At 44.2% G+C, this 26,207-nt stretch carries 34 protein-coding genes and 1 other RNA gene; 27 read left to right on the top strand and 8 right to left on the bottom strand.

All coding sequences use genetic code 11. From position 1 onward, the window contains the following. Positions 1-269 precede the first annotated feature (269 nt). The 13 genes from J4N45_RS10695 (at position 270) to J4N45_RS10635 (ending at position 12,094) form a co-directional block, all read left to right on the top strand. Positions 270-830, top strand: coding sequence for a hypothetical protein (locus tag J4N45_RS10695; protein WP_252011394.1), 561 nt, complete (start codon positions 270-272; stop codon positions 828-830). Positions 831-849: 19 nt separating this feature from the next. Continuing rightward, positions 850-1,290, top strand: coding sequence for a DUF411 domain-containing protein (locus J4N45_RS10690; protein ID WP_038222657.1), 441 nt, complete (start codon positions 850-852; stop codon positions 1,288-1,290). 367 nt (positions 1,291-1,657) lie between these two features. Then, positions 1,658-2,869, top strand: a complete 1,212-nt coding sequence (locus J4N45_RS10685; protein ID WP_252011393.1) for a TniQ family protein — start codon at positions 1,658-1,660, stop codon at positions 2,867-2,869. Positions 2,870-2,871: 2 nt separating this feature from the next. Further along, the gene (locus J4N45_RS10680) at positions 2,872-4,959 is read left to right on the top strand and encodes a type I-F CRISPR-associated protein Csy2 (RefSeq protein ID WP_252011392.1); all 2,088 of its coding nucleotides are present in this window, start codon (positions 2,872-2,874) and stop codon (positions 4,957-4,959) included. 6 nt (positions 4,960-4,965) lie between these two features. Then, positions 4,966-6,012, top strand: a complete 1,047-nt coding sequence (gene csy3 / locus J4N45_RS10675; RefSeq protein WP_252011391.1) for a type I-F CRISPR-associated protein Csy3 — start codon at positions 4,966-4,968, stop codon at positions 6,010-6,012. A gap of 8 nt (positions 6,013-6,020) precedes the next feature. Beyond that, positions 6,021-6,623, top strand: coding sequence for a type I-F CRISPR-associated endoribonuclease Cas6/Csy4 (gene cas6f / locus J4N45_RS10670; RefSeq protein WP_252011390.1), 603 nt, complete (start codon positions 6,021-6,023; stop codon positions 6,621-6,623). A 599-nt stretch (positions 6,624-7,222) separates the two neighbouring features. Beyond that, on the top strand, positions 7,223-7,414 hold the full coding sequence (locus J4N45_RS10665) for an antitoxin Xre/MbcA/ParS toxin-binding domain-containing protein (protein WP_252011389.1): 192 nt from the start codon (positions 7,223-7,225) through the stop codon (positions 7,412-7,414). 185 nt (positions 7,415-7,599) lie between these two features. Beyond that, positions 7,600-8,313, top strand: coding sequence for a helix-turn-helix domain-containing protein (locus J4N45_RS10660; RefSeq protein WP_252011388.1), 714 nt, complete (start codon positions 7,600-7,602; stop codon positions 8,311-8,313). A gap of 102 nt (positions 8,314-8,415) precedes the next feature. Continuing rightward, on the top strand, positions 8,416-9,312 hold the full coding sequence (locus J4N45_RS10655) for a DMT family transporter (protein ID WP_252011387.1): 897 nt from the start codon (positions 8,416-8,418) through the stop codon (positions 9,310-9,312). Between the two features lie 382 nt (positions 9,313-9,694). Then, positions 9,695-9,791, top strand: an RNA gene (ffs, locus tag J4N45_RS10650) — signal recognition particle sRNA small type. Between the two features lie 437 nt (positions 9,792-10,228). Then, positions 10,229-10,477: a hypothetical protein gene (locus J4N45_RS10645; protein WP_252011386.1), complete on the top strand. Its 249-nt coding sequence runs from the start codon at positions 10,229-10,231 to the stop codon at positions 10,475-10,477. Between the two features lie 694 nt (positions 10,478-11,171). Beyond that, positions 11,172-11,555: a hypothetical protein gene (locus J4N45_RS10640; RefSeq protein WP_252011385.1), complete on the top strand. Its 384-nt coding sequence runs from the start codon at positions 11,172-11,174 to the stop codon at positions 11,553-11,555. A gap of 44 nt (positions 11,556-11,599) precedes the next feature. Beyond that, positions 11,600-12,094, top strand: a complete 495-nt coding sequence (locus J4N45_RS10635) for a hypothetical protein (RefSeq protein ID WP_252011384.1) — start codon at positions 11,600-11,602, stop codon at positions 12,092-12,094. A gap of 1,417 nt (positions 12,095-13,511) precedes the next feature. On the opposite strand, the gene J4N45_RS10630 is transcribed toward J4N45_RS10635, so the two are convergent. Continuing rightward, on the bottom strand, positions 13,512-13,862 hold the full coding sequence (locus tag J4N45_RS10630; protein WP_252011383.1) for a hypothetical protein: 351 nt from the start codon (positions 13,860-13,862) through the stop codon (positions 13,512-13,514). A 253-nt stretch (positions 13,863-14,115) separates the two neighbouring features. Here J4N45_RS10630 and J4N45_RS10625 point away from each other — a divergent pair, with 253 nt between their 5' ends. The 5 genes from J4N45_RS10625 to J4N45_RS10605 all read left to right on the top strand — a co-directional run bounded on the left by J4N45_RS10625 (position 14,116) and on the right by J4N45_RS10605 (position 16,057). Further along, positions 14,116-14,322, top strand: coding sequence for a hypothetical protein (locus tag J4N45_RS10625; RefSeq protein WP_252011382.1), 207 nt, complete (start codon positions 14,116-14,118; stop codon positions 14,320-14,322). Between the two features lie 55 nt (positions 14,323-14,377). After that, positions 14,378-14,641 carry a hypothetical protein gene (locus tag J4N45_RS10620; RefSeq protein WP_252011381.1) on the top strand — a complete coding sequence of 88 codons (264 nt, stop codon included), beginning with the start codon at positions 14,378-14,380 and terminating at the stop codon, positions 14,639-14,641. A 354-nt stretch (positions 14,642-14,995) separates the two neighbouring features. After that, a complete protein-coding gene (locus J4N45_RS10615) occupies positions 14,996-15,256 on the top strand; it encodes a hypothetical protein (protein WP_252011380.1) in 261 nt (86 codons plus the stop codon). A 119-nt stretch (positions 15,257-15,375) separates the two neighbouring features. Further along, on the top strand, positions 15,376-15,597 hold the full coding sequence (locus J4N45_RS10610; protein ID WP_252011379.1) for a hypothetical protein: 222 nt from the start codon (positions 15,376-15,378) through the stop codon (positions 15,595-15,597). A gap of 1 nt (position 15,598) precedes the next feature. After that, a complete protein-coding gene (locus tag J4N45_RS10605; protein WP_252011378.1) occupies positions 15,599-16,057 on the top strand; it encodes a hypothetical protein in 459 nt (152 codons plus the stop codon). 183 nt (positions 16,058-16,240) lie between these two features. On the opposite strand, the gene J4N45_RS10600 is transcribed toward J4N45_RS10605, so the two are convergent. The 3 genes from J4N45_RS10600 to J4N45_RS10590 form a co-directional block, all read right to left on the bottom strand. Beyond that, on the bottom strand, positions 16,241-16,639 hold the full coding sequence (locus J4N45_RS10600) for a hypothetical protein (protein WP_252011377.1): 399 nt from the start codon (positions 16,637-16,639) through the stop codon (positions 16,241-16,243). Positions 16,640-16,747: 108 nt separating this feature from the next. Continuing rightward, positions 16,748-17,239: a hypothetical protein gene (locus tag J4N45_RS10595; protein WP_252011376.1), complete on the bottom strand. Its 492-nt coding sequence runs from the start codon at positions 17,237-17,239 to the stop codon at positions 16,748-16,750. Beyond that, positions 17,229-17,606, bottom strand: a complete 378-nt coding sequence (locus J4N45_RS10590) for a hypothetical protein (RefSeq protein WP_252011375.1) — start codon at positions 17,604-17,606, stop codon at positions 17,229-17,231. Before J4N45_RS10590 ends, J4N45_RS10595 begins: the two co-directional genes overlap by 11 nt. A 220-nt stretch (positions 17,607-17,826) precedes the next feature. Between J4N45_RS10590 and J4N45_RS10585 the strand changes: the two genes are divergently transcribed. Further along, positions 17,827-18,066, top strand: a complete 240-nt coding sequence (locus tag J4N45_RS10585; RefSeq protein WP_252011374.1) for a hypothetical protein — start codon at positions 17,827-17,829, stop codon at positions 18,064-18,066. Between the two features lie 113 nt (positions 18,067-18,179). On the opposite strand, the gene J4N45_RS10580 is transcribed toward J4N45_RS10585, so the two are convergent. Genes J4N45_RS10580 through J4N45_RS10570 form a run of 3 tightly spaced genes read right to left on the bottom strand, consistent with a single transcriptional unit; the run spans position 18,180 to position 19,965 of the window. Beyond that, positions 18,180-18,419 (bottom strand): hypothetical protein, encoded by a 240-nt coding sequence (locus J4N45_RS10580; protein WP_252011373.1) that lies wholly within the window; start codon positions 18,417-18,419, stop codon positions 18,180-18,182. A 32-nt stretch (positions 18,420-18,451) separates the two neighbouring features. Further along, positions 18,452-18,760 (bottom strand): hypothetical protein, encoded by a 309-nt coding sequence (locus J4N45_RS10575; protein WP_252011372.1) that lies wholly within the window; start codon positions 18,758-18,760, stop codon positions 18,452-18,454. A gap of 8 nt (positions 18,761-18,768) precedes the next feature. Then, positions 18,769-19,965: a DNA sulfur modification protein DndB gene (locus tag J4N45_RS10570; protein WP_252011371.1), complete on the bottom strand. Its 1,197-nt coding sequence runs from the start codon at positions 19,963-19,965 to the stop codon at positions 18,769-18,771. Positions 19,966-20,179: 214 nt separating this feature from the next. Between J4N45_RS10570 and J4N45_RS10565 the strand changes: the two genes are divergently transcribed. Both J4N45_RS10565 and J4N45_RS10560 read left to right on the top strand, forming a co-directional pair. Continuing rightward, a complete protein-coding gene (locus tag J4N45_RS10565; protein ID WP_252011370.1) occupies positions 20,180-23,551 on the top strand; it encodes an adenine nucleotide alpha hydrolase family protein in 3,372 nt (1,123 codons plus the stop codon). Further along, positions 23,551-24,042 carry a hypothetical protein gene (locus J4N45_RS10560; RefSeq protein ID WP_252011369.1) on the top strand — a complete coding sequence of 164 codons (492 nt, stop codon included), beginning with the start codon at positions 23,551-23,553 and terminating at the stop codon, positions 24,040-24,042. Before J4N45_RS10565 ends, J4N45_RS10560 begins: the two co-directional genes overlap by 1 nt. 131 nt (positions 24,043-24,173) lie before the next feature. On the opposite strand, the gene J4N45_RS10555 is transcribed toward J4N45_RS10560, so the two are convergent. After that, positions 24,174-24,365, bottom strand: a complete 192-nt coding sequence (locus J4N45_RS10555) for a hypothetical protein (RefSeq protein WP_252011368.1) — start codon at positions 24,363-24,365, stop codon at positions 24,174-24,176. 290 nt (positions 24,366-24,655) lie between these two features. On the opposite strand from J4N45_RS10555, the gene J4N45_RS10550 reads away from it, so the two are divergent. From J4N45_RS10550 to J4N45_RS10530, 6 genes are all read left to right on the top strand, one after another. Beyond that, positions 24,656-24,856, top strand: coding sequence for a hypothetical protein (locus tag J4N45_RS10550; RefSeq protein WP_252011367.1), 201 nt, complete (start codon positions 24,656-24,658; stop codon positions 24,854-24,856). 70 nt (positions 24,857-24,926) lie between these two features. Then, entirely contained in the window at positions 24,927-25,157 is a 231-nt protein-coding gene (locus tag J4N45_RS10545; RefSeq protein ID WP_252011366.1) for a hypothetical protein, read from the top strand. Positions 25,158-25,176: 19 nt separating this feature from the next. Then, the gene (locus J4N45_RS10540) at positions 25,177-25,539 is read left to right on the top strand and encodes a hypothetical protein (protein ID WP_252011365.1); all 363 of its coding nucleotides are present in this window, start codon (positions 25,177-25,179) and stop codon (positions 25,537-25,539) included. A 34-nt stretch (positions 25,540-25,573) separates the two neighbouring features. Continuing rightward, on the top strand, positions 25,574-25,741 hold the full coding sequence (locus tag J4N45_RS10535; protein WP_252011364.1) for a hypothetical protein: 168 nt from the start codon (positions 25,574-25,576) through the stop codon (positions 25,739-25,741). Between the two features lie 75 nt (positions 25,742-25,816). Next, positions 25,817-25,948, top strand: coding sequence for a hypothetical protein (locus J4N45_RS27205; protein ID WP_286036866.1), 132 nt, complete (start codon positions 25,817-25,819; stop codon positions 25,946-25,948). Between the two features lie 42 nt (positions 25,949-25,990). Further along, positions 25,991-26,155 (top strand): hypothetical protein, encoded by a 165-nt coding sequence (locus tag J4N45_RS10530; protein ID WP_252011363.1) that lies wholly within the window; start codon positions 25,991-25,993, stop codon positions 26,153-26,155. Positions 26,156-26,207 lie beyond the last annotated feature (52 nt).

Here is a 26,207-nt window from a genome sequence, read left to right as displayed (position 1 = left end):
AGAAGGCAGAGGGTGAGGTATGTCCATATCGTTTTATCGTAGATAAACAACAATGGGTTTTGAATTAAACGGCTTCAGAGCAGTCACCCCCCTGAGTCTTGGGGGTGCAGTTGCACTTTTGAAAAGCCTGCCCTGTCTCATATGAGGTCGAACGTGACTCCACAAACTATCGCTGCTTCGACGTAGCAGTTGAATGCAATATTCCAGGGCGCGCAGAAGCAGGCATGATTAAAAAAGTGAGTTTATAGGCGCTATATAGGAATCTGATGATGTTAAAGCGTTCATTCATGCTAGTAGCAGGTATGTTTAGTTTGAGTTTGTACACCTATGCTTCGGAATACACAATTTCAGCTGGTGAGTCCACTTTTCGTACTATTGGGGGATATGGATGTATTGCGTGTCATGGGCTTTATGGTCAAGGGGGAGGTAACGTTGGTGGGAACATCAGAGGTAGCTCCTTAAGTGAGCTGAAATATAGCCTAGAGCATGAACAAACAATGAAGCTTTTAGGTAACGCACTAAGTGAACAAGATAAGATAAATCTAGCAGACTACATGGAGTATCTTGGAACGTTTCAATTAGTGGATTGGATGTATGAAGGTACCAAGGGGGCGCTACTCTCAGTTTCTATAGATAGCGGCAAGAAGAGTCAGTTGGTGGTACTAAACAAAACGTTTGAGGCAATGTCAATTGATCTCTCCCCTTTGGCTGGTAAACATTTAACACTGCGTGTAGAGCCGTATGAAACTCAGCACTTTGAGTGGCTTCCTGAAAAAGGAGTGTATGAGTTGAGTTATGGTGATGAAGCCATCAGTATTAACGTAAAATAAATTTTAGTTAGGTAACTTTATGAGTAAAAAATTGAGACTTATTGCATTTTCATCTTTGATTTTAAGTTTTAACGTCTTTGCCAAGCCTGTTATAGAGCTTTATAAATCGCCTACGTGTGGTTGCTGTAAGGAATGGGCAGCAATTATGGAGAAGAAAGGTTATGAAGTAAATGTTAACCATGCTCGTGATTGGAGTAATGTCAAACAAGAGTTTGGTATGCCTAATCAATTGATGTCCTGCCACACAGCTGTCATTGATGGTTATATGATTGAGGGGCATGTTCCTGAATCTGACATCAAACGTTTGCTTGAGGAGAGACCTGAAAATATTTCAGGAATTGCCGCTCCTGGTATGCCGCAGCATTCGCCGGGAATGGCACGACCTGGGCAAGAGTACAAAGACTTTAACGTGGTGTCTTTTGACAAGACAGGCAACATGAAACTTTACAACAAGTACTAAAAGTCGATTAAGCATTTGGGGCTCTTGAGGTAAGAGAGGAGCCCTTTTATTTAAATAATCACTTACACTAACTCGAAACGAGCCCCATCATTTCGCTTTATCCAAAAATTTGCTGAACGAAAAGCTAACAAGCAATGGGGCAATTTCGTGTTAAACGTTCCAGCCAGCGCTGTACTCTTTTAGATAAAAGCAAGCTAGGCTTGTGTGTCAATAGCATTCAGCCAACCAGGTTGGGATAGTCATGAAGATTGTTACAGCTTAGTGTGATGCACCAGATCAGGTTAACAGATTTGCAGACTTTAATTTGCTTTTTGTACCAAAGAATCTAACACTAAAACTTAGATATTCTAAGTTTTAGTGGTGCTGTATGGATACGAACATAGAGCTTTACTCTGATGAATCGCTTGAAAGCTATTTGTTGCGCTTGAGCCAGCATCAAGGTTATGAGCGTTACTCTCACTTCGCAGAAGATATTTGGTATGAGACGCTAAACTCAAATGAAGCCATTCCCGGTGCTTTCCCACTAGAGCTCAATCGTGTAAATATCTATCACGCTCAAACCACAACTCAAATGCGGGTTAGAGTGCTTATCCAACTTGAAAAGCGACTTAAGGTTAATAATTATGGCGTACTTAGGCTTGCGTTAAACCACTCTAAATCTGGGTTCTCTCCTGATTATAAAGCTGTTCACCGTTTTGGAATCGATTACCCCTTCGCTTTTCTTCGAAAACGTTTTACGCCGGTTTGTCCACTTTGCTTGGCTGAAGAACCTTATATTCGACAAAGCTGGCACTTTGTTCCTATCCAAGCTTGTGAAAAGCATAAATGTGAATTGATTGATCGCTGTCCTGAGTGCAAATCGTTACTTGAATATCAAAACACCGAGAGCATCACACATTGTGAATGTGGTTTCGATCTGCGAGAAAGCGAGGTTAAAGCAGCACCGAACGCGGAATTAATGACGGCAAAGTGGCTAAGTGGAGAGAATAGCTTAGAAGCAGGTTTGATGAGCAAAGCAATGACCATATCAGAGCGATTCGGTGTTCTTCTTTGGTATTTAAATCGGTACGGTGACACCGATGATATTAGCTTTGACTCATTTGTTGATTACTGCTCAGCCTGGCCTAGTAGTCTTGAGCAAGAGCTCGATTCGTTGGTTGAAAAAGCGGACGTTATTCGAATTAAAGACTGGAGAAAGGTGTTCTTCTCAGAAGCCTTCGGTAGTGTACTGAAGGATTGTCGTCATCTACCGAGCCGAGAGTTAAGTAAAAATGTAGTTTTGACGGAAATGCTCAATAAGCTTTCTAAGCTTGTGGCGGACAATCCAGCGTCATCGAAGGGAAACATCGCAGATGTGCTATTAAGCCCTTTAGAGGCATCTACATTGCTTTCTTGCACAACGGATGAAGTGTATCGGTTGTATGAGTTCGGTGAGATCAAGGCGGCTATCAGGCCGCGTATGCACACCAAAATAGCCAGCCATGAGTCCGCCTTCACTCTAAGAAGCATTGTAGAAACAAAGTTAACTCGTATGTGCTCGGAAACCGATGGGCTTAGTGTTTATTTACCGGAGTGGTAAGCATGACTAAATTAGCAGATTTGCTGGTAATCGAAGATGTTGCGGTAAAACAAGCGGCAATGAAAAAATGGTTCATGCCTTACACTGCCGACGTAGATGTTGATGGGCTTGAGGAAGAGGCGTTAACGGTACTAGCTAACCTCAGCTCTCATCATAAAGGCGATCAATGCAAGGATTGGTTAGATAAAGTTCGTGCGAAGCACCATTTGAGCGATTCAGAAAACATAGAGTCATCATTGGCAGAGTTGAAATGGTTTCACTCGCACAATTTGAAGTTTCCGGACTGTCGCGTAAGAGAGCAAAGGCTCATCGCAAAACCGCTTCCAACGGATGAAGTGTTTATCTCCGGAAGAAGTCTTGAACCAAGTTTAGGCTGGTCGCACAACTCAGCATACTACCGACATGTATTGTGGTTATTGAATCCTTTTCGTTGGCAATCCAAATCAACCAATGTTCTCACGCTAGTGCGAGAAGGGCAGCCGATTTGGTTGGCGTTATTGAAAGAGTTTGGATTAGAGGTCAAATCGCTCGTCGCTTTGCAAAAGGCGATTAACACACAAGTGCCAGATTCAACCTTTCCAACATCAGTTAGCTCGTATAGCAAGCAATTACGATTTCCGTACGGTGATGATTATGTTGGTATCACGCCAGTCGTGAATAATTCAATACAGCGAGAGTTAGAAGTTCGGGCTCGTAATAAAGATAGTAAGTTTAGTTTTGTGACGTCATCACTGCCCAACTCTGCCAGTATTGGTAGCTTGTGTGGAAGTCTTGGGGGCTTTATGAAGGTGATGAACTATCCGCTTGAGATAAAATCAGCACCACAAGGGACGCTAGCGGCAAGTCGTAACAAAACAGGGCATTACCTTGACGACTATCAGGTGACGAATTATCAGATTTGTCAGGTGCTCAATAGGATGATTGGCGCCGAACCCCTTAAAACCAAAAAGCAAAGAGACAAAGCACGTAACGTTCAAAGCAAGATCCTAAGAAAGCAGATAGCGTTATGGATGCTGCCATTGATTGAACTGCGAGACCGAGCCGATTTAATCCCAAGCGAGCAGCTTTTAGAACATGACGATCCTTTAGCTCATGATTTTTTGACGCTGCCAGAAGTAGAACTGAAATCACTCGCAACGCAATTTAACCATCGGCTTCACTATGCGTTTCAGGAGAATAAATTTACTCATAAGTTCGCCTACCACCCAAGGCTGCTACAAGTTGTTAAAGCTCAGATAGTATGGGTACTTAGCCAACTGAGCAAACCAAGCACTAGTAATGAGACGGTCCAAAGCGAGCAATACATTTATCTTTCTTCCATGCGAGTTCAAGATGTCGTAGCGATGAGCTGCCCATATTTGTGTGGCGCACCATCACTTACGGCCATTTGGGGCTTCATGCACCACTATCAAAGAGAGTTTAATCTGTTGATAGGAAGCGACTCTCCGTTTGAATTTTCAAGCTTCTCATTTTTCGTTCGAAGTGAAGGTATACGGTCTACTGCAAAACTGACCGAGCCGAACTCGGTTGCAACCAAACGAACGGTTTCAAACGCCAAACGCTCAACGATTCGCAGTGAGAGGTTAGCCGATTTAGAGATAGATATGGTGATTCGAGTCAATGGTAGCGAGCGATTGTCGGACTACTTATCTGAATTAAAAGCAACGTTACCAACGGCCTTTGCGGGAGGATATTTATTTCAGCCGCAGATTTCAGCTGAAGTTAATTGGTTGACAACGTTTAGCAGCCAATCTGAACTGTTTCATATTATCAAGGGTACTCCGGCTTATGGGCGTTGGCTGTACCCTATTGAGCAGCAACCGATTAACTTTGATGAACTTGAAGAAATGATTGTCGATGATAGCGATAGCATCCCTGTTTCCCTTGGTTATCATTTGTTAGAAAAACCGGCAGTCCGTGCGAACTCGATAATGGAACATCATGCCTATGCTGAGAATGCGATAGGGATTGCAAAGCGAGTAAATCCGATCGAAGTTCGATTTAGTGGGCGAGGTCACTATTTTGAGCGAGCGTTTTGGTCGCTAGAATCCAGTGGCGAAACTATTCTTATAAAAAACTATAGGAATTAGATGCTTATGGATTTGTGTAGCCAGCTTAATTATGTTCGTTCTCTGTCCTCAGGGAAGGCGTATTTTTACTACTTATCAAAGAATGATGAGATGTGCCCGATTGGTGTTGATAGAACACGATTACGAGCACCAAAAGGCGGATATGCCGAAGCGTATAAAGGCAGTAATTTCTCTCCTAAAAACGTGGCCCCTCAAGATTTAGCTTACGCCAACATTCAGTATATTGAAGAGTGTTACGTTACCCCTGGGGTAGATGATATTTATTGCGCTTTTTCTCTTCGTATTCGAGCCAATTCCCTAAGCCCTGAGCTTTGCAATGATGATGGTGTTCGCGATGCGTTGCTGTCGCTGGCCGCTACCTATAAAGAGCTCAATGGCTACCAAGAGTTGGCGCACCGTTACGCCAAAAATATTTTGTCAGGTAAATGGCTGTGGCGAAATGAAGAGTGTAGAGGTTTGTCGATTGAGGTGACGACGAGCGACAAAGAAGAAATAGTGGTGGAGGATGCCACTAGGCTCTCTTGGTATAGTCAATGGGATGAAGCATCTACGCAAAGCCTTGAGCTGTTGACGGCTTATCTTACTCGCGCGTTGTCAGAGCGTTCTGAGTATTTCTACATGGATATTCGAGCCAAATTGTCTGTTGGATGGGGAGATGAAATATACCCGAGCCAAGAATTTCTAGACAGCAGTGAAGATGGGGTGCCGACTAAAAAATTAGCAACGGTAGAACTGCAAAATGGTAAAGAAACCGTTGCGTTTCACGGACAGAAAGTTGGCGCTGCATTGCAATCCATCGATGATTGGTGGCATGAAGATGCAGACAAACCTCTACGGGTGAATGAGTATGGTGCTGACCGAGAATATGTGATTGCGAGAAGGCATGTTGCGCTAAAAAATGACTTCTATCATTTGATCAAAGACACAGAGGCTTGGACTAAAACAATGAACGAAACCCAAGTTATTCCCAATGAGGTTCACTTCATTATGGCCGTATTGGTCAAGGGTGGCCTTTTTAATGGTTCAGGTAGTAAAAAGAGCAAAAAAAAATGAGAGCCGACATGAAACAAAGATACTACTTCTGTATACGCTACCTTCCAGCACAGGTAGACAGTGGCCTACTTGCAGGGCGGTGTATTAGCCAAATGCACAAGTTCATGGTCAATAATAAACAGTCCATGAACCAGATAGGGGTAAGCTTTCCGAATTGGAGAGTAGATTCCATTGGTAATACCATCGCTTTTGTTTCAGAAGATAAAGAGCTTTTGATTGGATTGTCTTTTCAGCCTTACTTTTCTGTTATGAAAGAAGAGGAACTATTTGAATTATCAGCAGTGAGCGAGGCTCTAGAAGGGGCTCCTGAAGTGAGATTCGTCCGAAATCAGAGGATAGGTAAAAGCTTCATTGGTTCTAAAAAGCGAAGAATGAAGCGCAGTATGGCTAGAGCAGAACTAGCAGGTGTAGAATCATTACCCGTTGTAGATGAAGATCGCGAGATTGAACATTTCCATCGAATTCCAATTTCTAGTGGCTCATCTAGGCAGGACTTCATTTTACATGTTCAAAAAGAACGTGTTAGCGAGCGCGTCCGTGCTAGTTTTAATAGTTATGGCTTCGCCACCAACCAAGATAAACGAGGAACCGTACCTGATATTCACTTTTGACCCTTTTTTAAGACTAATATTTTAGTTCTAATAAAAACAGTGAGTTAAAAAGATGGCGTAGAAAAGGATATTTGGGGTTTCTGTGACGTAAATATAGGACTATCAGGCGGTTATGGTCTAAAGTTTATTTTATAGTGATCTGCCGCATAGGCAGCTAAGAAATCAAGGAGATCTAGGTTTCGGTACACTTGCTGGTGATCTGCCGCATAGGCAGCTAAGAAAGACGACAGTTTGTAAAGGTCTGTTTACTCAAAGTGACCTGCCGCATAGGCAGCTAAGAAATGAGAATGACCCATTACACGCAATTTTAGGGTGTGACCTGCCGCATAGGCAGCTAAGAATAGGTCAGGAGGAAAGCAACCTGCCTGCTGAACAAGCAGTAGATAATCAAAACCATTGAGTTTCGGCTCGATGGTTTTTTGTTAGGTAGTGGCGCAATTCCATGAAGAGTGAGGCGTATTGAGTGTTGCTAACAAAAGAGTGAATGTGGATGTTCTTTGGTTAATATGTTATCGCTTTTTGCTCAAAGTGTGAGAGAGTTTTGTTTATCAGGTATACTTTGAATCATCGTTATTTACAGAGGTAAGCCAGAAGCCAGCATGACAAAACCTCTTTCGACTGCAAATAGCAACATTCGAACACTAGCACTTGAAATTTTTGGTAGTCACTCATTGGCTGAAGAATGGTTGCAAAAACCCATTCCAGTTCTGTCAGGACGCAAACCAAGCGACTTAGGTCATGACCAGTTAACGCAGTTACTAAATAGCCTTAAATACGGCGACTTCAGTTAGAAAGTTGACCCGCCTTTGAAGGATTTTTTCGTAAAGAAATCACTTCTGTCTAGATTCGAGCTAGTTACGTCTGGCTAGCTCAGTTCTGCCCCATTGTAAGTTACGTGAAGCGTCTGCTTGACCTACTTTTTGTTATGAGTGAAAGTGGCTGAAGATCCCCTTTTTTTTGCTAACTTGTTGTTGATATGAAAACTAGTTTAAGTATTCGCACTTACACAAAGAGCCTTAGTCGCCATGTTCACGATAGCTATCATCAACTGGTACTGCCTATTCAAGGTAATATTCATATCGATATGGATGGTTTTTTGGGTAAGGTGAGTGTCGGTGAATGCGTGGTGATCCCAAAAGGTGTAGCACATGGGTTTAATGCTGATGAAGCAGCGCGATTCATTGTAGCTGATCTTGATGAACTACCTTCTCATTTGATCAGTGAGAAACTTGCTGTTTTTTCGACCTCTCCCCCTCTGTTGAGCTTTATTCACTTTGTTGAAAAGCAACTTGAATATCAGGTGGATAGCGCAATTGAAGCATCGATGGTAAATATCTTCATCTTATTGCTGGGACAACAAGAGTTGTCTCGAACTAACGATCCACGGATTCGAGCAGTGCAGGTGATGATCAATGAACAGTTATCAGAGCCTCTTACCATTCAGTCGCTTGCTAAGGTTGCGTATCTTAGTCCAACTCAGTTCAAGAAGCTCTTCAAAGAAAACATAGGGATGAGTGTACTCAAATACATCACTGAGCAACGTATGGAGAAGGCTAAGGCACTGCTAACCCATACTGACTTACCTGTGCAGTGGGTAGCTGAGCGAGTAGGATACAGCGACCTTTCAGCTTTTAGCCGACGCTTTTCCGCCCACTACGGAATGTCTCCAAGGGAGTTCGCACGTTCTTGAGTTCGTCTACTTAAGCAACTATTGCGTCCTTTTAGCAAAAATATGATGTGATTAATCGCCTAAAATCTCTGCCTTGTTATGAGTTTTTCGGTAGATATAATTATGTTGTACAGTCGCTATACTTCCTATCAGCTTGGCATTTTCTCTATACTGTTTGCTTCAGTCTTATGGGGTACTACAGGTACAGTCGCTAGTTTAGCTCCAGATATTAGCTCTCTAGCAATAGGCGCTTTTTCAATGGGTGTTGGTGGGCTTTTTCAAGCCGCACTATCTCGCAAACAGTTGCTAAATGATTTCAAAAAGATTCTGAATCACAAGAGAAAATTAGCGATTGGCGCAATCGCTTTGGCTGCCTATCCATTAGCATTTTATTCCTCGATGAGGCTGGCTGGTGTCGCAATTGGTACCGTAATTTCTATTGCCACAGCACCGTTTTTTTCGGCCATACTTGAGTGTCTATTTAGCAAAGATAAAAGAATCACGAAAAAATGGTTGCTAAGCTTCTCTGTCGGAATTTCAGGCATCATGTTGTTGATTTTCTCTGAGTCACCTGCAACCCATACAAGTAATAACTTGAGACTGATTGGCATCTTGTTGGGTTTTATTGCGGGTTTGTGTTATGCCGTCTATTCATGGATTGCTAAGATACTGATTGAGCAGGGTGTCCAATCCCAATCGGCTTTAGGCAGTGTTTTTGGGGTTGGTTCGTTAATATTGCTCCCAACACTTTTGGTTACTGGAGATAATCTTTTTGCATCAACAACCAATATTCTGGTAGTTGGCTATATGGCGTTGATTCCAATGGGGTTGGGTTATATTGCTTATGGATTTGGCCTAAGGTTTGTAACAGCCAGTAGTGCAAGTTTGATTACACTTTTTGAACCTGTTGTAGCAGCTGCTTTGGCAGTGGTGGTGGTTGGCGAGTCGATACCAATACTTGGATTGAGTGGCATCGGTTTAATCCTAATTTGTTTGTTAATTCAAGTAAAAGGTAGGTAGCTACCTTCCCATGTTAAGCATTAGGCTGACTGCTAACAAAGCTGTTTGACAGTGATATATAAAGTCACACTAGAACGTAGGATACCCCCACCTAGCGATTTTCTAATGCCTATAGTTATTCGTGTATTAATAAATGATCAACCTCGGTAACTCATTTATGTCCAAAAGTTTGTTTCAGTGCTTTCTATTCAGATGTGATTTCAACTCAGAGATAGCTCAACTTCTGAATGACAGAATAAAGAGGAGTTTCAAAATTAACTGCTGATTAGTAGACAGTAGTTAGAAGCTGTCGAGGTTTGCTTTACTGCGGATAAGTTCTTGCAATTTGGCGATTAATACTGATAATAATGTCCATTCGCGAAAAGCGTCAGAATCTATGGGATTTTGGTCCTCTCGCAACAATAGCATGTGAACTCGGTCAGGGTCGGAAGACAGCAGCCGCAGCGTGTGATTTGTGTGCCGAGATGTGGCTGAGATCCCACCCTTTAGAGAACCGCCTTTTGGCGGTTTTTGCTTATTGGGGATGGAGTAGTTCTGTCCAGGGTTGCTTTGCTATTTCCAAAAGTAGCTACCTACCACCCAGACTTAATCAACCGCTTAATCTGCGCCACCGTATCGTACACATCATAAAAAATAGTTATTGTTGGTTGCAGTGAGATCTTCAAGAGATTTATCCGTTAAGTAATGAGCCTCCGAAACCTGCAAAGTTCAAACTTATGACCTTACTTGGTGTAACTTTCTTTCAGCTTGAGAGACAATTTTGAGTTGGAAAAAAATTGGGACGCCTTATGGTTTCATATTGGGACGCTTTATGGTTTTTACTTTGTTCTAAGTTGTTGAATCTATTGCTACTACATGGACGTCTTTTGATTCTAACCACAACATACCGGCGATAGTCGTTGGTGCTCGAAAAGGTATGTGCACGCAGAAAGCCTTCCGCATCTCAAATCAATGCAGTTACGCTGCGGCATACCGCAAAGCGGTGGATTTTTTTGTAAAAACGCGAGAGATGACCGAAGTCGAACGCGATCACCTATTAACTCAAATGCCTTCAGAAGAAGTATTCATGATTCATGTCGAGCGACTTCAGAAAGCAGGTCACACGATTTGTGCTGAGTCAATAATGGCTAAACTCAGAAGTCACCCTGTTACATTGACCGATTGATCCTTTCATGTCCTATCCCTCGGCCAAACGGCTCCGAGTGAGCCTTGGTTGCCCAATAATTATTTAAAGTGTCGGTTTTTGCTTGTCAAAGATTGACGCCGATTTCCGGTAAAAGAAAGTGAAGAGCAAATTTAATGGGTAAAGTTTCGTAGACGCGGTTACCGCGTCGTTAAAGTGTTACCCATTAACTCGCTGCGCCGCAATGACGCTGCGCTGTGCGTCCCAGATATTCCTCGCCCTATCCATCAGAGCGTACTAATAAAAGTAAATGCGACGATTGCTGCTAGTACAGTAGGTATGTATAGGTTTAGGGTGATTGCTTTGTTAGCAAAGAAATTTTGCATGTACCTACTTCCTCTTCGACTGTTTTTGACGCTAGGCCACGAAGCAACAAAACATGTTGTGAGGAAGCATCCTGTTAAATAGTTCGTGATGTCTCCGCCGAATATCAAATGGCTTGCGAACGCGCTTCCAAATATTAATAGAGCAATGTGGAGTACAGCCTTATACCAGACCCCCATGTAATCGCTTAGGTCAATCATCTCGAAATCTGTAGTGTATGGTTACCTGCCATTATACATCTTAAACAGTTTGATTTACGCCATTAACGAGCCAAATTCGCTCCTCTATTCCCTAAAACCACGTTTTGTTTTGTGTATAAATAAGCGACACATACACTAAAGGAACTTGGGATATGAAATTAAAAACGATTCTCGCGGCATCAGTGCTCACTCTAACGGCAGGTTTTGCTCAAGCAAGCTCGCCAATCGACGGGTTCGTGTACATGGTCTCGGGTAAACATTCAGTGTCAGTGATTGATTCCGGGCAACATGAAGACTTCTATCGGGTTGCTGGGGTAAATGTGTCAGGAACCAGTTGTACTGCAGAAATCACATTTGTTCCGAACCCAGCGCTAGATACATTAGCGGTCAAAAGTCTCAGTGGCAGAGTAGAAAAGTTAGAATGCTCCAATAAAGCCGAGTCAAAATTATTCACCGGTCACGGCAACGTGGTTGGACGTTTCGACAGTAACGCAATGACGATGGAAGGTCTCATCGTTTCGCTGTGGTTCATTTGATAATCAAGATTTTTCTTAGATAAACAACAAGACTGAGGAATAGGATGGCTTTAGTTGATAAACACAAAAAGGTGCTCGCAGGGGCAATTATCTTGGCCATATGTGGCATGGCTTCCTATGAGCCGACTAGTCCTTTAATTTTCTATCTGATTGTATCGATGGTGGTTATTATACTTGTCAGCGTTGGAGTCCAAACGTATAGAAGCTATAAGCGTTGGCAATTATTCATCATGCAGAGAGTAAATATGTCAGTTCCAGGTTCTCGCTTGATTGGAACATGGAAGTCACCTACCAGCGATCACCATTTAAAATTTACTGAGATGGGTACTATAGAGGCTTTTAGCGACACTGAGAAATGCCATCTAGTCGCAAGCTATGTTATAGAAGGGCAAACCATCAAGATTATGGAAGGTAGTGAACTATTTGGGTTTATAGATCATAAGACACGGCGCTCACCTTTCGATATTAATAGTGACACGCTTACATTATACCGTGACGTTGATGATACTATCACATTAAAGAAAGTCGAAGCGGTTTGATTCTAAGGGTAATGCTACAGGGAATATTTATGAATATTTTAGGATACATTGTTCTACAACTTGGTATCGTAGTCTTCTTGGTCAACCCTATGAATAGTTACTGGGTTTCATTGGTCAATTTCATGGCTCTAACCATACTTTATATGAAGGTACGACCATGTATCATTGAGTATATTGAGAACCGTAAAAGCTTCGAAACCTATGTAAATATCCTCTATGACTGCAATCGAAATATGAACGCTATAAAGCGTTTTGGCTCCTTTATTGACAAGCACATTTTATTAAACTCAAAACATCCCCAAACGACCGAGAGAAGTAGAAATCTCGGTGCTTATGTTGCAACAGATTTTCAACTATCTTTATTGGTATTTGCTCACGCCGTTTTGCCAGCCATGATCATAAAGGCCGTATTCTTTTAAATCGATAGACCTAGAGTAAGTGTTAATTGGCTATTTTCTGAGAATGAAATTGCTGACTAAGGCATAGTGCAATGCATCTACACGTAGAACTACGAAGGGGAGCCGAAGCTCCCCTTTATCATAGTACAAACCCTGTTTTAAAGTGTATTGCGGTCGCAAGTGCTCACGATAACAACGACGACCGGAGTCGCCTCGTGATGTTCATCTACCTTTGGTTTATCGCCTTTTAAGAGCGAAGATAGAATTGCTACAACAATCCACTGGATCAGTTTCTTCACAGCCACATTTCCAGATGAAAGGTGGCAGATGCTCTCTCCAGCCAAGTTGGCGGCGACGTGGAGGGGGCTCTCAGATAGCAAAAATCAAGAGTGCCCTTGCATGTGCCGTTAATGATCTCTACAGCCAACGGGGCTCCCCAGCCCTAAGAGTCCAAACGAAGTGCGGTTATCCCGCGTTTCTATTTTAAAGAGATACATATTTCATGTATCGCTAGTCAAATAAAACTGGTCTAACCACTTAACCCGCAATGTTTCAGACCCATCAGAAATGAGTCTGAAGGGTGCGGGTTAGTATCGAATGTTTACAACGTCACAAGTGCATCTATATTGCGTCTGTGGGAATAGTATAAAGGAAATCAGGAAGTTGCACAGTCTTTATATGAAAAAAAACCGCCCATATGGACGGTTTCTATTCATTTGCAAACCTCGCGGGTACAAGATTTACAAGGGTTTGTACTTGTTCGTTTGTGGGTCAAACTTCACAAGGGCACTCTTGATTTTTGCCTCTATAGTGTTGCTCCAATAGGAACAAAAGTCAACATATTCGGTTCTAAGTTGCTGTATTAGCATGAATAAGTCTATATGTTTATGATATATCGACTAATTAATTTTGTACACTTCTTGTACTGCAATCCCTCTTGTTTAATTTACGTAGACACTTACGGTCTCTGGCTGACATTGACTAAGTATAGTCGCTGGTGGACGTTACCTGTTTCAACGCTAGGCTATATCAACATCAACCGTGTGCTCTTGGATTGAGAAGGCAGCGGTTGTTTCAGTGTCATTCTGAGTCGAGAAGTACCATTCGCAATAACGCAGCTGGTCATCCTGATTTGCTTCTTTCAGAACTGCAATAAGCTCATCGACATTCATGGAAGGACACTCCAAAACCTCCTCACGAAATAGATCCGGGCAAGCGTGCAGCAGGCGTTGCTCTACATAATCGAAAACATGACCTAGAGCATCGCTATATGAGCTCGTGACATAAGGCTCAAGGTCGTCACTTGATATACCGTTAGATTTATCGCAGTCATGAAAGTTAGAGGTGTATAACGTAACTATCTTACCCATTAGTGCTTCCTTCTTCATAAAGTTTAAGCGTTGAGTCCACAAAATTGCATGCAATGTTTAGCCGTCATCTGTGAACACTGTTCATCACCAGTGTGGTCTGGAACCTAAATCATATGGCTGCATGTAGACCGTCCCCCCCGAATGTACTGTGAGCAACGTATAGTGGGCTTTGAAAATGGAAAAGGGGGGAGAGGTGGTTTTGTCATTCATACTGATTACACCAAGTTGTTGAGTAATTTTATGAGGTGAACCCATGACTAAATACAAAGCCGAATTGCATTCAGCTTTCTCATCAAAAACCGTTGAGTTTGAAACAGAGAAAACAGGCGTGGCGCTGGTTAGATTGGCTAAAAAGAAGTTGAATTGCACAGGATTCAAACTTCAACTAGCTGTGCATTCTGGTGACCACAAGCAGTGGGTTTCTCCTGATTTCAGCATGACACTTAATCCCCTCACTTAACCGGTAGAGAAGTGGCCACAAAAGAGCGCAGCCAGAATAAGAAGGGTAGTTACATATGAGCAAGACGAAGGTATGGGCTGTGTACGCACAACGTCGAAATCGCGATCTGGCATCCCAAGGTGATGGTCAGCCAAAGTTTCTGAATGTCTTACAAAGAGAGTTTGGGTTTCACGAGTCCAGGGATGACGCTGTTCGAGCCTTGGTCGTTGTCTACTACCCAGAGCTCGCTACCTCAAACATCCAACACATTAGGAGGGTTTCTAAAGAGTTTTTACACGGAAATATGAGTCACTATAAGATAGCAACTTACACGGGATAGGGATAACGCGGGTAGCATCTGCAACGAATCTGTCATTCTTGCAGAAAAAATGGCCTAAATTCTCCCCCCGAAATGCTTTGAACCTCGCCATTGGCGGGGCTTTCGTCGTGTTTTGGGGGGAGGCGGGGTCGGTTGTGCCATAATTAAACTGTCAACAAAGCAAAGAGAGGAAATGATGTGTTTTATTGACGGCAAGAGCGCGAAGCGCAGTATAGCTTGCAACAGTTTGCCACACCGACGGGCAGAGATATTCTCAAATAGTCGAGTACATAAACAAATGAATACCAATTATTAGCGATGGTGTGGGACAACCAATAGTTTGGTTCTACGCTGTCCATGACGGAGACTGAAATTATGCGTACTAATCAAACTACTCAAAACATCGATCAATTACCTGACGACCCATACCTAGCAGCACTTCAGGTGACTACTCAAGCGGCACAACCAACTACTCGTAGTCGAGATTCGGAAATTAAAGCGCTACAACGTGCGAGTCGTCGTGCGTCTCGATATCAAGCATCTCCTGTATTTGATGTTGCATATCAAGCTAGTCGCGATCAGGACTGGGCTGACCATGAGCACATTACTGAACTAGCAAACGAGATGTTCCATTAGGATAATCCCCCCAAAATTCGTTCAGTCCCCACGCCTCCGGCTCTTCCTCCATGAAAGGGGGGAGAGCTTTTTCTTTGCCTCATACTAACCCTATGTACTACAAACAACAGGTAAATGTTATGCCAGCAAACACAGCAACAATTTACGAAGTAATTGATTCGAAGACAGAAGAGTGTATTGGGTATGGTGTGGAGCTAAAAGGACATTGTGCGGATGAGTTTGGTATCGATAGAGACGAAAGCTTTGAGACAGCTGTCGATGCTCATGAGTTCGCAGAGCAATGCCAGATAGAAGCTGATGCACATATCGTTTGGGACTGCATTCAACCGGGATGGGCTTGATATGGATATTAATAGCTATGCCGAAATGGGGCGGATTCTTTGTGTTGACCCCCAGCACATGCAGCATGTTGAGATCCGCAATCTACCAGACGAAAAACTGGCTGTTGTTGAACCCACTACCATTACTCGGCTTTGCTATAACAACAGCCTAGTCGCCTCACGACTCCTCAATGGTGAGGCCTTGGTCTTTGGTGTTGCTTTAACCTGCTTTGAAGGGACATGGCTTCCAGCGGAGCATTGCTGGGTGAAGTTACAGGATGGCACCGAAGTCGATCCGACATATCAGGTACTACAGAACGAGCGTAAGACGAAACGAGAAATCCTGTATTTCAAACTATTTGAAATCACATTACCGTCATTGAGAGACGTTCAGGAATCTCTTGGTAAGTCGAGTTTGGCAGGTTTGGAGATGCGCTGGTTTCGTAAATCAGAGCACTATCGACACTGTTTTCTTGGCTAAGCCTTCAATTAAGAAAGGCCGCGTCACCTAGGTGATTTCGCGGCCTTAACTCTATATCTTGCATCATTATTCATGTCTATTCACTTTCCAGCGTCGACATAGACTCAATTTCAGGTATTACCCCCGTATATTTTTTAACCATTGAGCTGTTTGTCAATACGAATTGCATAAATCGTGCATAAATTAACCATCACTGGTTAATGCGTCGTCCAGTAAGGACAATGGCCAAGAAAATTGATAAAGCGGATCTAATGCTGAGCTGATTTGGTTATGCATATCCCTTACGCCAACGGCATCTGCACAGTCATTCATCAACACGGTAATATCAACCGGGTCTTTGAGTTGCGATTCTAAATCTATTTTGTCATTTTTCGATATTGACTCTCCAAGGCACTGCGCTCGATATTGTGCCACTAGCTTGCTGTCAGAAGGGTTGGCTGCCTCCCAAGAGAGTAATATTGATTCCTGAATACTATCCATGCTGACCTTTAGCTGTGAGGCTTGGCCGAGAGCTACGGCCACAAGGAAAACAAAGCTTGCCAGCGCTATTAAAGCTGTGGTTCTAATGTATTTCGCGATCATTGTGCTATCTCCAGTTTATTCCCCATCTAGTTATAACAAGCACCAAGGCGCATTATCTTAATTAGAGAGACGAATTTCTTTCATTAATGGAGGATTGAACTTGGGAGATCAGTGTTTATTCACTCGACTTGGAAATGAAACCACGTTGTCTACGTTCTTGGGGGCCTGTGCTGCACGGTTAGCGTTTCGAGTCATTAAAGTCTCGCCATCGAGCAGTAGGTAAACACCGTTGTCATTCGCTTCAAAGACACCGATACAGTAATGGTTTGAGTCGATAAATTCAGCTTTTGAGAAGTCGTCTTTGTAGAAAGCAGAGACATTCCATACCTTGACGAACTGAATCGGTAAGAGTGAGTCTCGATAATCGGCATATTCTCGAAAGCCCTTGAAGTTGAAGCGCTCTGTTGACCCGTCTGTCCCCAGGACTTCTACTGTGCTTCCGCAAATTGACTTGTGTCCATCAATGACACCATGTTCGTTCATGGTGACGGTATTGTAGTGAAAGCGAATCCGAATGTGTGGCATGGGCGTAAAGGTATGTATATAAACACAGCAATTATGCCCCCTGTCGATGATTGAAGCAACCGTTCTACGCGGCACTTAATGTTGTCCAATGTGATGGTCGACCGTCGTCTAATGCAACGTCTTCAGCATCTTCCGACATGGCCAACACGACAGAGGTGTCATAATCGTCTATATCACGATCACGTTGATGAATGGTTTGAGCTGTAGCAAATCCGTTCTCATAACCTTCTAGGTAAGGCAGTGAGAAGCCATCTCTTTTGCCTTCTTTGAATGTCGCTTGAGAGAGCGCTTGTCCGGCTTTTACTTTGATTTGCTCTTCAGGGAAGGTTAAGTGATAGCCAGAACACGCAAGGAGTTTATATGCGCAAAATCCCTCGTACCATGCGTCCCCATAAGCACAAAGCTTTTGGTCAGTGACTTTATCTAGTTCCGTGGTGTACATAGTTTTCCCTTTTGCTTGAATGCTCAATAAATAGACTAACAATGTGAAAACGATCGTCAAATTGATCTTAGTAAATTGCAAGTTTATCGGGGGGCGTTGGGGGGGGAGTTTTCGTTACTTATCTCAGAGGTGGAACGTGTTGGATGTCATGCTCAGACTTTGAACAATGCAAGAAGTCACGCTAAGGTATGTAAGTGTATGGCTTACAGGAGAATTAACCATGACGAACGAATTGGCACAATCAAGATTGCAGCAATGGCTTGAGTATGGAGATCATGCCCATCCGGAAGATCCGAAATTGCCTATGCATCCTGAGTTCTATTACCGAGTAAATGGTGGTTGGACGAGTTGGAATGATTTCTTCAAGACTCCCGCTAACTCGCCGGCTTTTGAGGAGCACTTGTTCCAAGACACGATTGATGAGCAAGCGTGGCACTTATATACCCAAACGCAACAGTGAGTCGTTACGTCAGTGAGGAGATGCAGCCGAAAGAGATAGCTCTACCGCTTCTCCTCGCTACGTTGTTGTTGCTTAGTCTTGTTCCCTGATTCCGACTACCAACGCTACATGAGTTAGATGATGGTTGACTCCATTATAAGCCGAACATCAGCGAGTTGATGACGAAGCCCTTTAAGGTAGTGTTCTTTCTGTTTGATAGACGTCTTAGTCACTCCCATTGTTCGTGCGCGTGAGGGCATATTTGTACTATCAGCCAACAATGAACGGTCGGTTTCTAACGAACGTTCGGTACGTGTTACGTTGTCTTCTAGTTTAGCCAATACCGCTTCGAGCTTTCTATTGCCATTATCCATATCGATTTTCCTTGTGCTTGGTTACGAATTGTTTATCCATTCACCTTGACGGTTATCCACTGTTCGCTATCAATGACGGACAACTGATCTTCAGTAATGTCCTCAGTGGCCAAGAGTTCAGCGCGGCGCGTATCGTCAATAGGTCGGCTGGTGGTCGATTCAATCGTCACGGTATCCAACTGTGCAAGAAAGACCTTGAGTTTATCCGGCACAGATTGCTCAATGGTTCTGATCTCCACTTCTCCATCAAATCCACCGTCTACCGCTCGCAAGAACGCGGTTCGAACAATGGACATGACGTGGGGACATCGTTCTGCCTGTAGGTCGAGTAATTGAGCCATGAGACCTCCTATCGATTACAGTATTCACTGGCAATAATGCGAAGTTGAGTACAAAGCAGACGGGCAAGCCTACGTTCGCTCCCCTTGACGATTTTCACTTTCCCGTCAACTCGCTGATAAATTTGAGCGTTTATCCAGAGCGGGTCCTCTCGGTCTGAGAACGGCAGTTCAGCAAGCTTGGCCAACGGATTCGCATCGAAATCGTCTAATTGGTTATGAACGGCGTCAACATGCAGACTGTTCCCAACCATTGCCAATGCCTTTAAGCCGATCACGCACATTGAAAGATTTCCATCGATCTCCGTTTTCCATTCCGCCTTGCTTGCTGAAAGTAGGGCTTCATAGGGTAAGTGCTCATACAGACATTGAATGAAACGAGCAATCTCCATGAGGTAGTAGTCATATTTCTCGGTATCAGCGAGCAACGCTTTTACTTTCGCAGGACTGTCTCCGATGAAGGCACATACGATGTCAGCCAATGTCGCCATATTCATAAACTGACCTTGATTCAATCGACCTTCGATTGCCACGGCTTTCGATAAAGGGGTACCCATGCGATCCACAATCGTCATGAGTTCTTTCGAGAACACATGCAGAGGGCATTCGCCGTTAAAATAGATAGATTGGCTTTTTGTCGGCTTCTTCAGATGTAAATGGAAGTCAGCGAAAATTTGGCGAACAAACTCTGCTGAGTCATAAATCACGTCTGTGGGAGCGATAACGACTTTCAAGTCAAGATGGTTATCAGCAATGGCTTGCTTTACCTTCATAGCATCTTGAATACCAAGTCGACGTCCTTGCCCGTCAACGATGAAACGGTCAACCGACTTATCGATATTCAGGATCGATAAACTCGTTCCGTTGTTTTCAGTATTGCCAATGTCCCCATGAATGGGTGAAATGGCGGCTTCATTACCCAAAATCAACACAGCTTCAGGAAAGACCGTGTTGTCACGTTCGACAAGGTAATCCGTCACTCCTTTAGCACGACTGGTTTGCACCAAACGCTGCATACGACTCTTTTCATCAAGGTCGGCATCCTCGATAGAGGTGATAGCACAGTACTGCGCATAGGTGACTTTGGTCAGGTGTGTTTGACCGATGCCTTCATTACCCGTGATGCAAACTAACTGTACCGATGTCTCAGCAGTGATTTTTCTATTTTCTAGTTTGCAATCATCTTGGATGTTTATCGTGTCAGTCATGAGGAGTTCCTTATCGGATAGTGATGTTAAATCGTTAACTCAATGCTAAGTGATGTTAAATCGTTAACTCAATGCTAAGTGATGTTAAATCGTTAATCAACCTAAGCGACAAATATTTAAGGGTTTACACACTAAAAACGGGGGGATGAAATAATTGCTCAATCAATATCTGATGTTAAAATGTTAACTATGATATGCAAGGGCGAGACGGATTATGAATTACTTTGATGTGACCTCACTGAACTACCAAGTAGCAGAAGAAACTTTTGAACAGTTTGAAGCGTTGGTGACTGAGCTTATGAAGTTACTCCGCGAAGGCATGGTATTTCGTGTGGGGCTGAGCACAGGTAAAGACAGCAGTACCGTCATGAATGCCGCAATTGAAGCCATGCGTCGCTGCTTGGAAAATGGCGACATTGAACAGGAAAGACCGCTGGTGGCTATTACGGTGGATACGTTATTAGAGCCCAACAACATCCAAATGTATGTCCCTTTTGCTCATCAACAAATCAAAGCTTATTGTGAGCGACACGATATCAACCTGCATTTAGAGTTGGTGTCACCTCCTCTCCACCAGCAGCTTATGGTCCTGTATGCCGGTGCTCAAAAACTCTTTGCCACCTCGGCAAGTGGCCGCGCTGCCGACTGTAGCCCAATTTGGAAAATAGAAGTTGGAAAACGTGCTGTCGCGAAGATCATTAAATCTATGCCAGAGCGTTACCGCACAGCGAAATGGGCGAATCTCAGCGGAGTCAGAGAAGATGAATCTGCCCGTCGTAAGAACAATATGTCAAAACGCGGGGAGTCTGGTCTGAGTGCTGACATGCTGATTGAACAAGTTAAGAAAGATGGAGAGGGCTTTGGAGAGTATCGCTTTGCCCCGATCGCCGATTGGACGACACGAGATGTCATCAACTGTCTCAATCACGCGGGTTCCATGCCGATGAAGAAAATGCCCGTTGGCAAGTTTATTCCTTCGTATGGTAATAATTTCGGTCTACTTCTCGCGATCTATGGAGAAGGTTCGAACGATGTTTGCCAGGTTGGTGAAACAAGTTCATGTGGCGGCGTGGCGCGTTATGGTTGCCAAACATGCGGGATGGTCAGTGAAGACGTCTCAGGCCGCGAAATGTTAGAATACCCTCGCTGGGCTCGCTTTGGGGATGATGTGCTGCGCCTACGCGATTATCTTGTCCGTTGTTCCATCAATGTCAGTAACCGAGCATTCCACCCGCGTGCCACTTGTGGCGTCACATCTAACGTTTATCTACAACCGAATGTGTTGAAGGCCACGGTCCTTGAATACATTTTGTATCAAGCGGCTCAAATAACAGTGAAACACCGTCGTATCCATCAAGAGTTTGTTCAACATGGCGCTGAGCATGGCTATGACAATGATGTGGGCGTCATGGACATTCAGCAAGATCTGACGCTCAGAGAGGATGTCAAAAAAGAGTATATCGAGGCGTATACACAGCGCTTGAGCGAGAAGCCAATGCTGGAACTGTTCACGGAGAAACACGCGGTGATGCTCTCGGCACTTTGGTCACTACACGGAGTCAAATCTGCGCCGTACCGTCCAATGGCCATTCTTGATAACGTCATTAAAGGACATCGAAAACCACTACCGCCACTCAATAGTGAGCTCAATGCTCAGCGTGCCGCCTTGGGACTGCCTAAGTGGGACGACGCGTCCGTGTTAGATAAAGAACTCCCTGACGCGCTCGTTTATCAGCTGTTCTCGCCATGCAAACCCTTTGATCCAAGCATTGATACGGTAGAAGAGTTGAGCCATTGGATGCCAATGAGCTTCACTGGCCAGTCATCTCAGCGCACTTCGCAAATGCTACGTGACCTTGAAGGTGGGCTGATTCACAGAGACCGTTTGCTTCCGAGCAATGCCATGACGTTGAAAGTGAAATACTCAACGGATGGAATGACCGATAAACTGTCGGTTCACAAAGCCTCTTCATCAGTGAAACTGAACCTCAAAGAAGGCGGGGAAGCCTATGTCGAGTTACTCCAGATGGCCAAAGAAAAACTGCAATCAGAGTTATCTAAAGTGAGCTTGAAGCACAGCACGACGAACGATGTCATATTGGACACCTTGATCAAGGAACATGGCTCCTTCGAGATTGAGTTTCACGCAGAGTTGCCCTACAGCAAAGAGTTCACGTCGGCCTTCTACGGGGTGACGGAAGAGGCGCGTACTCGCAAAGCAACGGGCGTTCGCTTTACCAAACGTAAGCGCATCAAGCAAAAGGGTGGCAGCTTTAAAGCCTCTCGCACAAGCCTGCAAGACTACAACCCATCAGCTGATCCTTTGCTGGCTGCGCAGTACCAGTCCTCGGTGAGCTATTGGCTACCCGACAGTCATGAAAGCCGCACTCTTAAGTTGTCCTTGCATGACTACGATATGGATGAAGACTTTGTTCACCATCTCTCTGTTTCTATGGATTTCTTGGACAGCAAGTTTGAGTCATTTATCAACAAACACTGGGCAATCGCGATCGCTCGCCATGACGATTATGTCCGTTCTGGGTTCAAGACCCGATTAGGGGCTAGAAAGTATGCGGGAACTGGCACTTTTCACTCTTTGATGAAGCACTCCGGCCTTAACATGGCTCCTCGTTTTCAAGACTATGTGAATCGCTCTCTCGTTCGCACAGAGATGTTTCATGCCTCACACCTGTTTAACCTGTCAGACAGAGACTATCAGCAGGTGCTAAACGCTGGGCATGTTATTTCGATGACTGAGCATCGCCGTCAAAAAGCCAATCAGTTGCTTGCCATCCGAAGAGCGCGAAATATCAAGCGCAAGGAGCTGCAATCGGTACTACGTTCTGACCGTCAGAGCTTTACTGCGAAAACAGTCAGCCATCGTTTAGTCGAATTTCTTTCTCATTATGAGGAGCAAGCGTTCGCCAACGCGATATTTGCTTCGCACCGAGGACTGGCTAACAAGCAGCGTCCGTCATTGAAAGCCAGCGTAAACCAGATGTGGATGGACGAGTTCGGCGTGCTGGTGGTGAACTTTGAGAAGCTGCTAAAATTGTTGACTTCTGCTAATGAGATGGCATCGCTCAACGCTGATTTTCAAGGTATGCAGTCTGTCTTTAAGGTCTATCAAAACAAAGTATCGATGGTCATTGAATCACTGCAACGACGAACGCATCACGTCATTGACTGCTTAGTTGATGTTCAGGCTCATACACAGACAAGTGACCTTATTGATGATGGTATGGGTAATGTCGAGTTCAGAAATCCCGAAGTGGTCGCGCCCGTGGTTGACGCGTACCTAGCGGTCGGTGCCACACGTAACCGATTCCTCACTGAAACGGGATTGTGTAATGTCCTAGGAACGGCGAAAGGTGTTATAGGCACAGAGAAGAATAGAGCGGCGTCGCACTATGCTTCTGCTATCGCGAATCTTCACACGTCTAGCCAATCTACAGTTTCCGACCTTCAGTCAGTCGATTATGATATGGCTATCAGAAAGGCGGTGACGCTTGAGTGTCGCGCTAGTGCAATCACAGGGCTATCTCAAGCGAAGAAAGATCGCCTAGCGGCTTTGAGAGCGCTTTAATGAATAACGCAGCAGGAATTCAGCAAACAATGCTAACGGACACCCAATTTGACCACTTACAACAGTTATCCCGCAAATCACGAAACATCGAGGTGGCTCAACTGATTAGGGAACTGTTTACCCAACATGAGATGTCTGAGCATGACCGGCTAATCGATGCGCTCGATAAACCGGCTGAGTTCAAACGTTATGTTCGTGTGGGTTGTGAAACGATGGCCGCGTCGCTTAACACACTATTGTCTTTGAATGACTATCTTGTCGATGGCACCGTTGGGACGCTCGCGCATTTGGAGCTCATACTGGCGTTATACCAGTATCAACCGAATGAAGAAGCAAGAAAACAACTGGAGCTGCGGATTGTTCACCAAGTCCCCGCCAGTCGTGTTGCTGAGTTAACAGGAACTTCCATTCAGCATTTGAGCCGTTTAGTCAGTCAGTACAACAAGAAAGTGTCAGTGATTGAAGAGGTTAGGCAGCAGTTCCTCGCGTAAGAACGCATCCAGAAAGAGAAGGCTTGTTGCGAATGAGCGTTCGCCGTTCAGAGTTGGCAGGTGTCGGTGTCTTTGACGGACAGTGAAAAGGGCGAGCGTAATGAACTCGCCCAGGTCCAGGTATTGCCGGGTTATTCGACGTAGCCCCAGCCATCTTCATCGAACGACCAGCGAACGTCACTTCTTGCGTTTAATTGTTCGACATTGTTGCGACCTTGGGGGTCGATTTCGTCGAGCCAACTGCGTGCATCTCCCCATTCCTTATCGTCGAGCGCTTGAGCAACGCGGTCGTCTAGTTGAGTGTCCGTGCTTGAATTTTTCATGGCGTATTCCTTGAATGTCAAAAATGAATCGTGGTGTTGGCCAACGAGTACACCGTAGCGTTTTTTGAAATCCCGGCCCAAAACCCGGTTCTCAACTTGCGTTTAAAAGTGAGAGTTTTATCACGTTTTCCCTCGCTGACGGTTTGATCCACTGTCTTACAGTGCCATTGACTCTTAAACGCGCTCTCTCCTGTTCCCCCCAATAATTTCAGGCTCAATTTCCTCCCCCCAAAAAGTCTCATTATGCTTGTTGAACGGTCATTGCAACGGGAATACAGGAGTAAATGAGAATGCTTTCAGATAATCAAGTAAAACAAATTCAGCCAGCAATGGCGGCGTTTTCTTCTTATGTAACATCGCCAAGCGATGAGCAAAAGTCTCTGATCGAGCAGGCACGTAAAGAGGGTTTAGTTAATGTTCGAGCAAAATACCTAGTGAGCTGGACTGACAAAGGAGTAGCTCGTTTTAGAAGTGCCAACGGCTTTAGCTGATTTATTCGATGCGCCACCTCGTGAGGCGTATCTGGTAGGTTTCTAACCCACAACAATCACGGAAAGACTTATGAGTGAGATCAACCTAAGCTTCGTTCCAAATGACTTACTTTCCCAATTGGGTGATTTCGAGAAAAAGGTGTTAGCTCAAAAAGATGTATCAATCACCAATTTCTCGGAGCCATTTGGAGCTTCACTGTCTAGGGTGCGGAAAGCACATTGGATTAAAAGTGAAATACTCGGCAAGGCGTTTAAATTCTGCTTTGTCACGCGAACCATTATCGAATATGTAACAAAGTAACGGAAAGGCGGAGACTAACATGGGCGGAATTGTAGACTGCAACGCAGCAACTAAGAAAAACAACGTCATGCAAGACACTTGGGGTCATATGTATCCAGAGGGCGGCTCAAAGCATAAAGGTTACATCTATCTTTCCACTGGAAACTCTACTTGCAGTGTTATTCATGATGAATTTCCTACCTTGTGTGGATCTCCAATGCGGTTTGAGTTGGTTGGTACTGCCATTGATTTGTTTGATCTCGATTGGGATATACCCGCTACATACCGAATTGACTGTGAACTGTGGTTCTTTAAAAACTGCAATGACATGTATTTGGGAGAGAAAATAGGGCGCATCATCAAGCCAAAACTAACCATTGAATGGCAATGCCCTAACCACTAAGCATCAACTAGAACGGAAAGAAAGGAGAACCACGATGGATACAGCACCAGTAATTCCAAATGGCACTTTTACTGAGATTTTATCTTCAATCGAAAACAAGCTCTGGGATGAGTCCATTGAACTGAGTAACTTGGATAAGGAACATCTAAGGAATCAGCTTGAGAAAGCCTTTAGTGAGATAAGTATCCAAGTAGAGAAATAGCTGATTCACTCGATGCGCCATCAGCTAGAGTCGTATCTGGGCTCGTTTTCTAACAAAACCATCAAGGATTGAAATATGTTTAAATCAGACAAAGAGAAGCAAATTGAAACGCTGGCAAAACAGTACCGCCAAAAAGATAAGAGACTATCTTGGGAAAGCTGCCTGAAGAAAGCCAAGCAAGCCCAAAGGCGTTTTAACAGTAATTAGGGTGCAATACCTATGGTTACATCATCAACTAAGGACTCAGGCATGAACAAGCAACCTCAACAACCAAGCGAGAGTTGGAAGACTCAGACGCGAGGAGATAACCATACCGAGTATCAGATCTATTTGCGATGTGCTAATGATGGCAAGGGCAACGACTGTACGACGGGACTGCCTCTCAAAACGTTCGAACAATGGCTTAACAGTTAGTTCTACGATACTTGCTGCGATTGTCGACCCTTGGCTTCAATGAAGTCTAGGG

The organism is Vibrio sp. SCSIO 43140, from assembly GCF_023716585.1.
In the GTDB taxonomy this organism is placed as follows: Bacteria; Pseudomonadota; Gammaproteobacteria; order Enterobacterales; family Vibrionaceae; genus Vibrio; species Vibrio maritimus_B.
The sequence above is the reverse complement of the archived record's forward strand: the minus strand, read 5'-3'. Positions and strand labels throughout refer to the sequence as shown.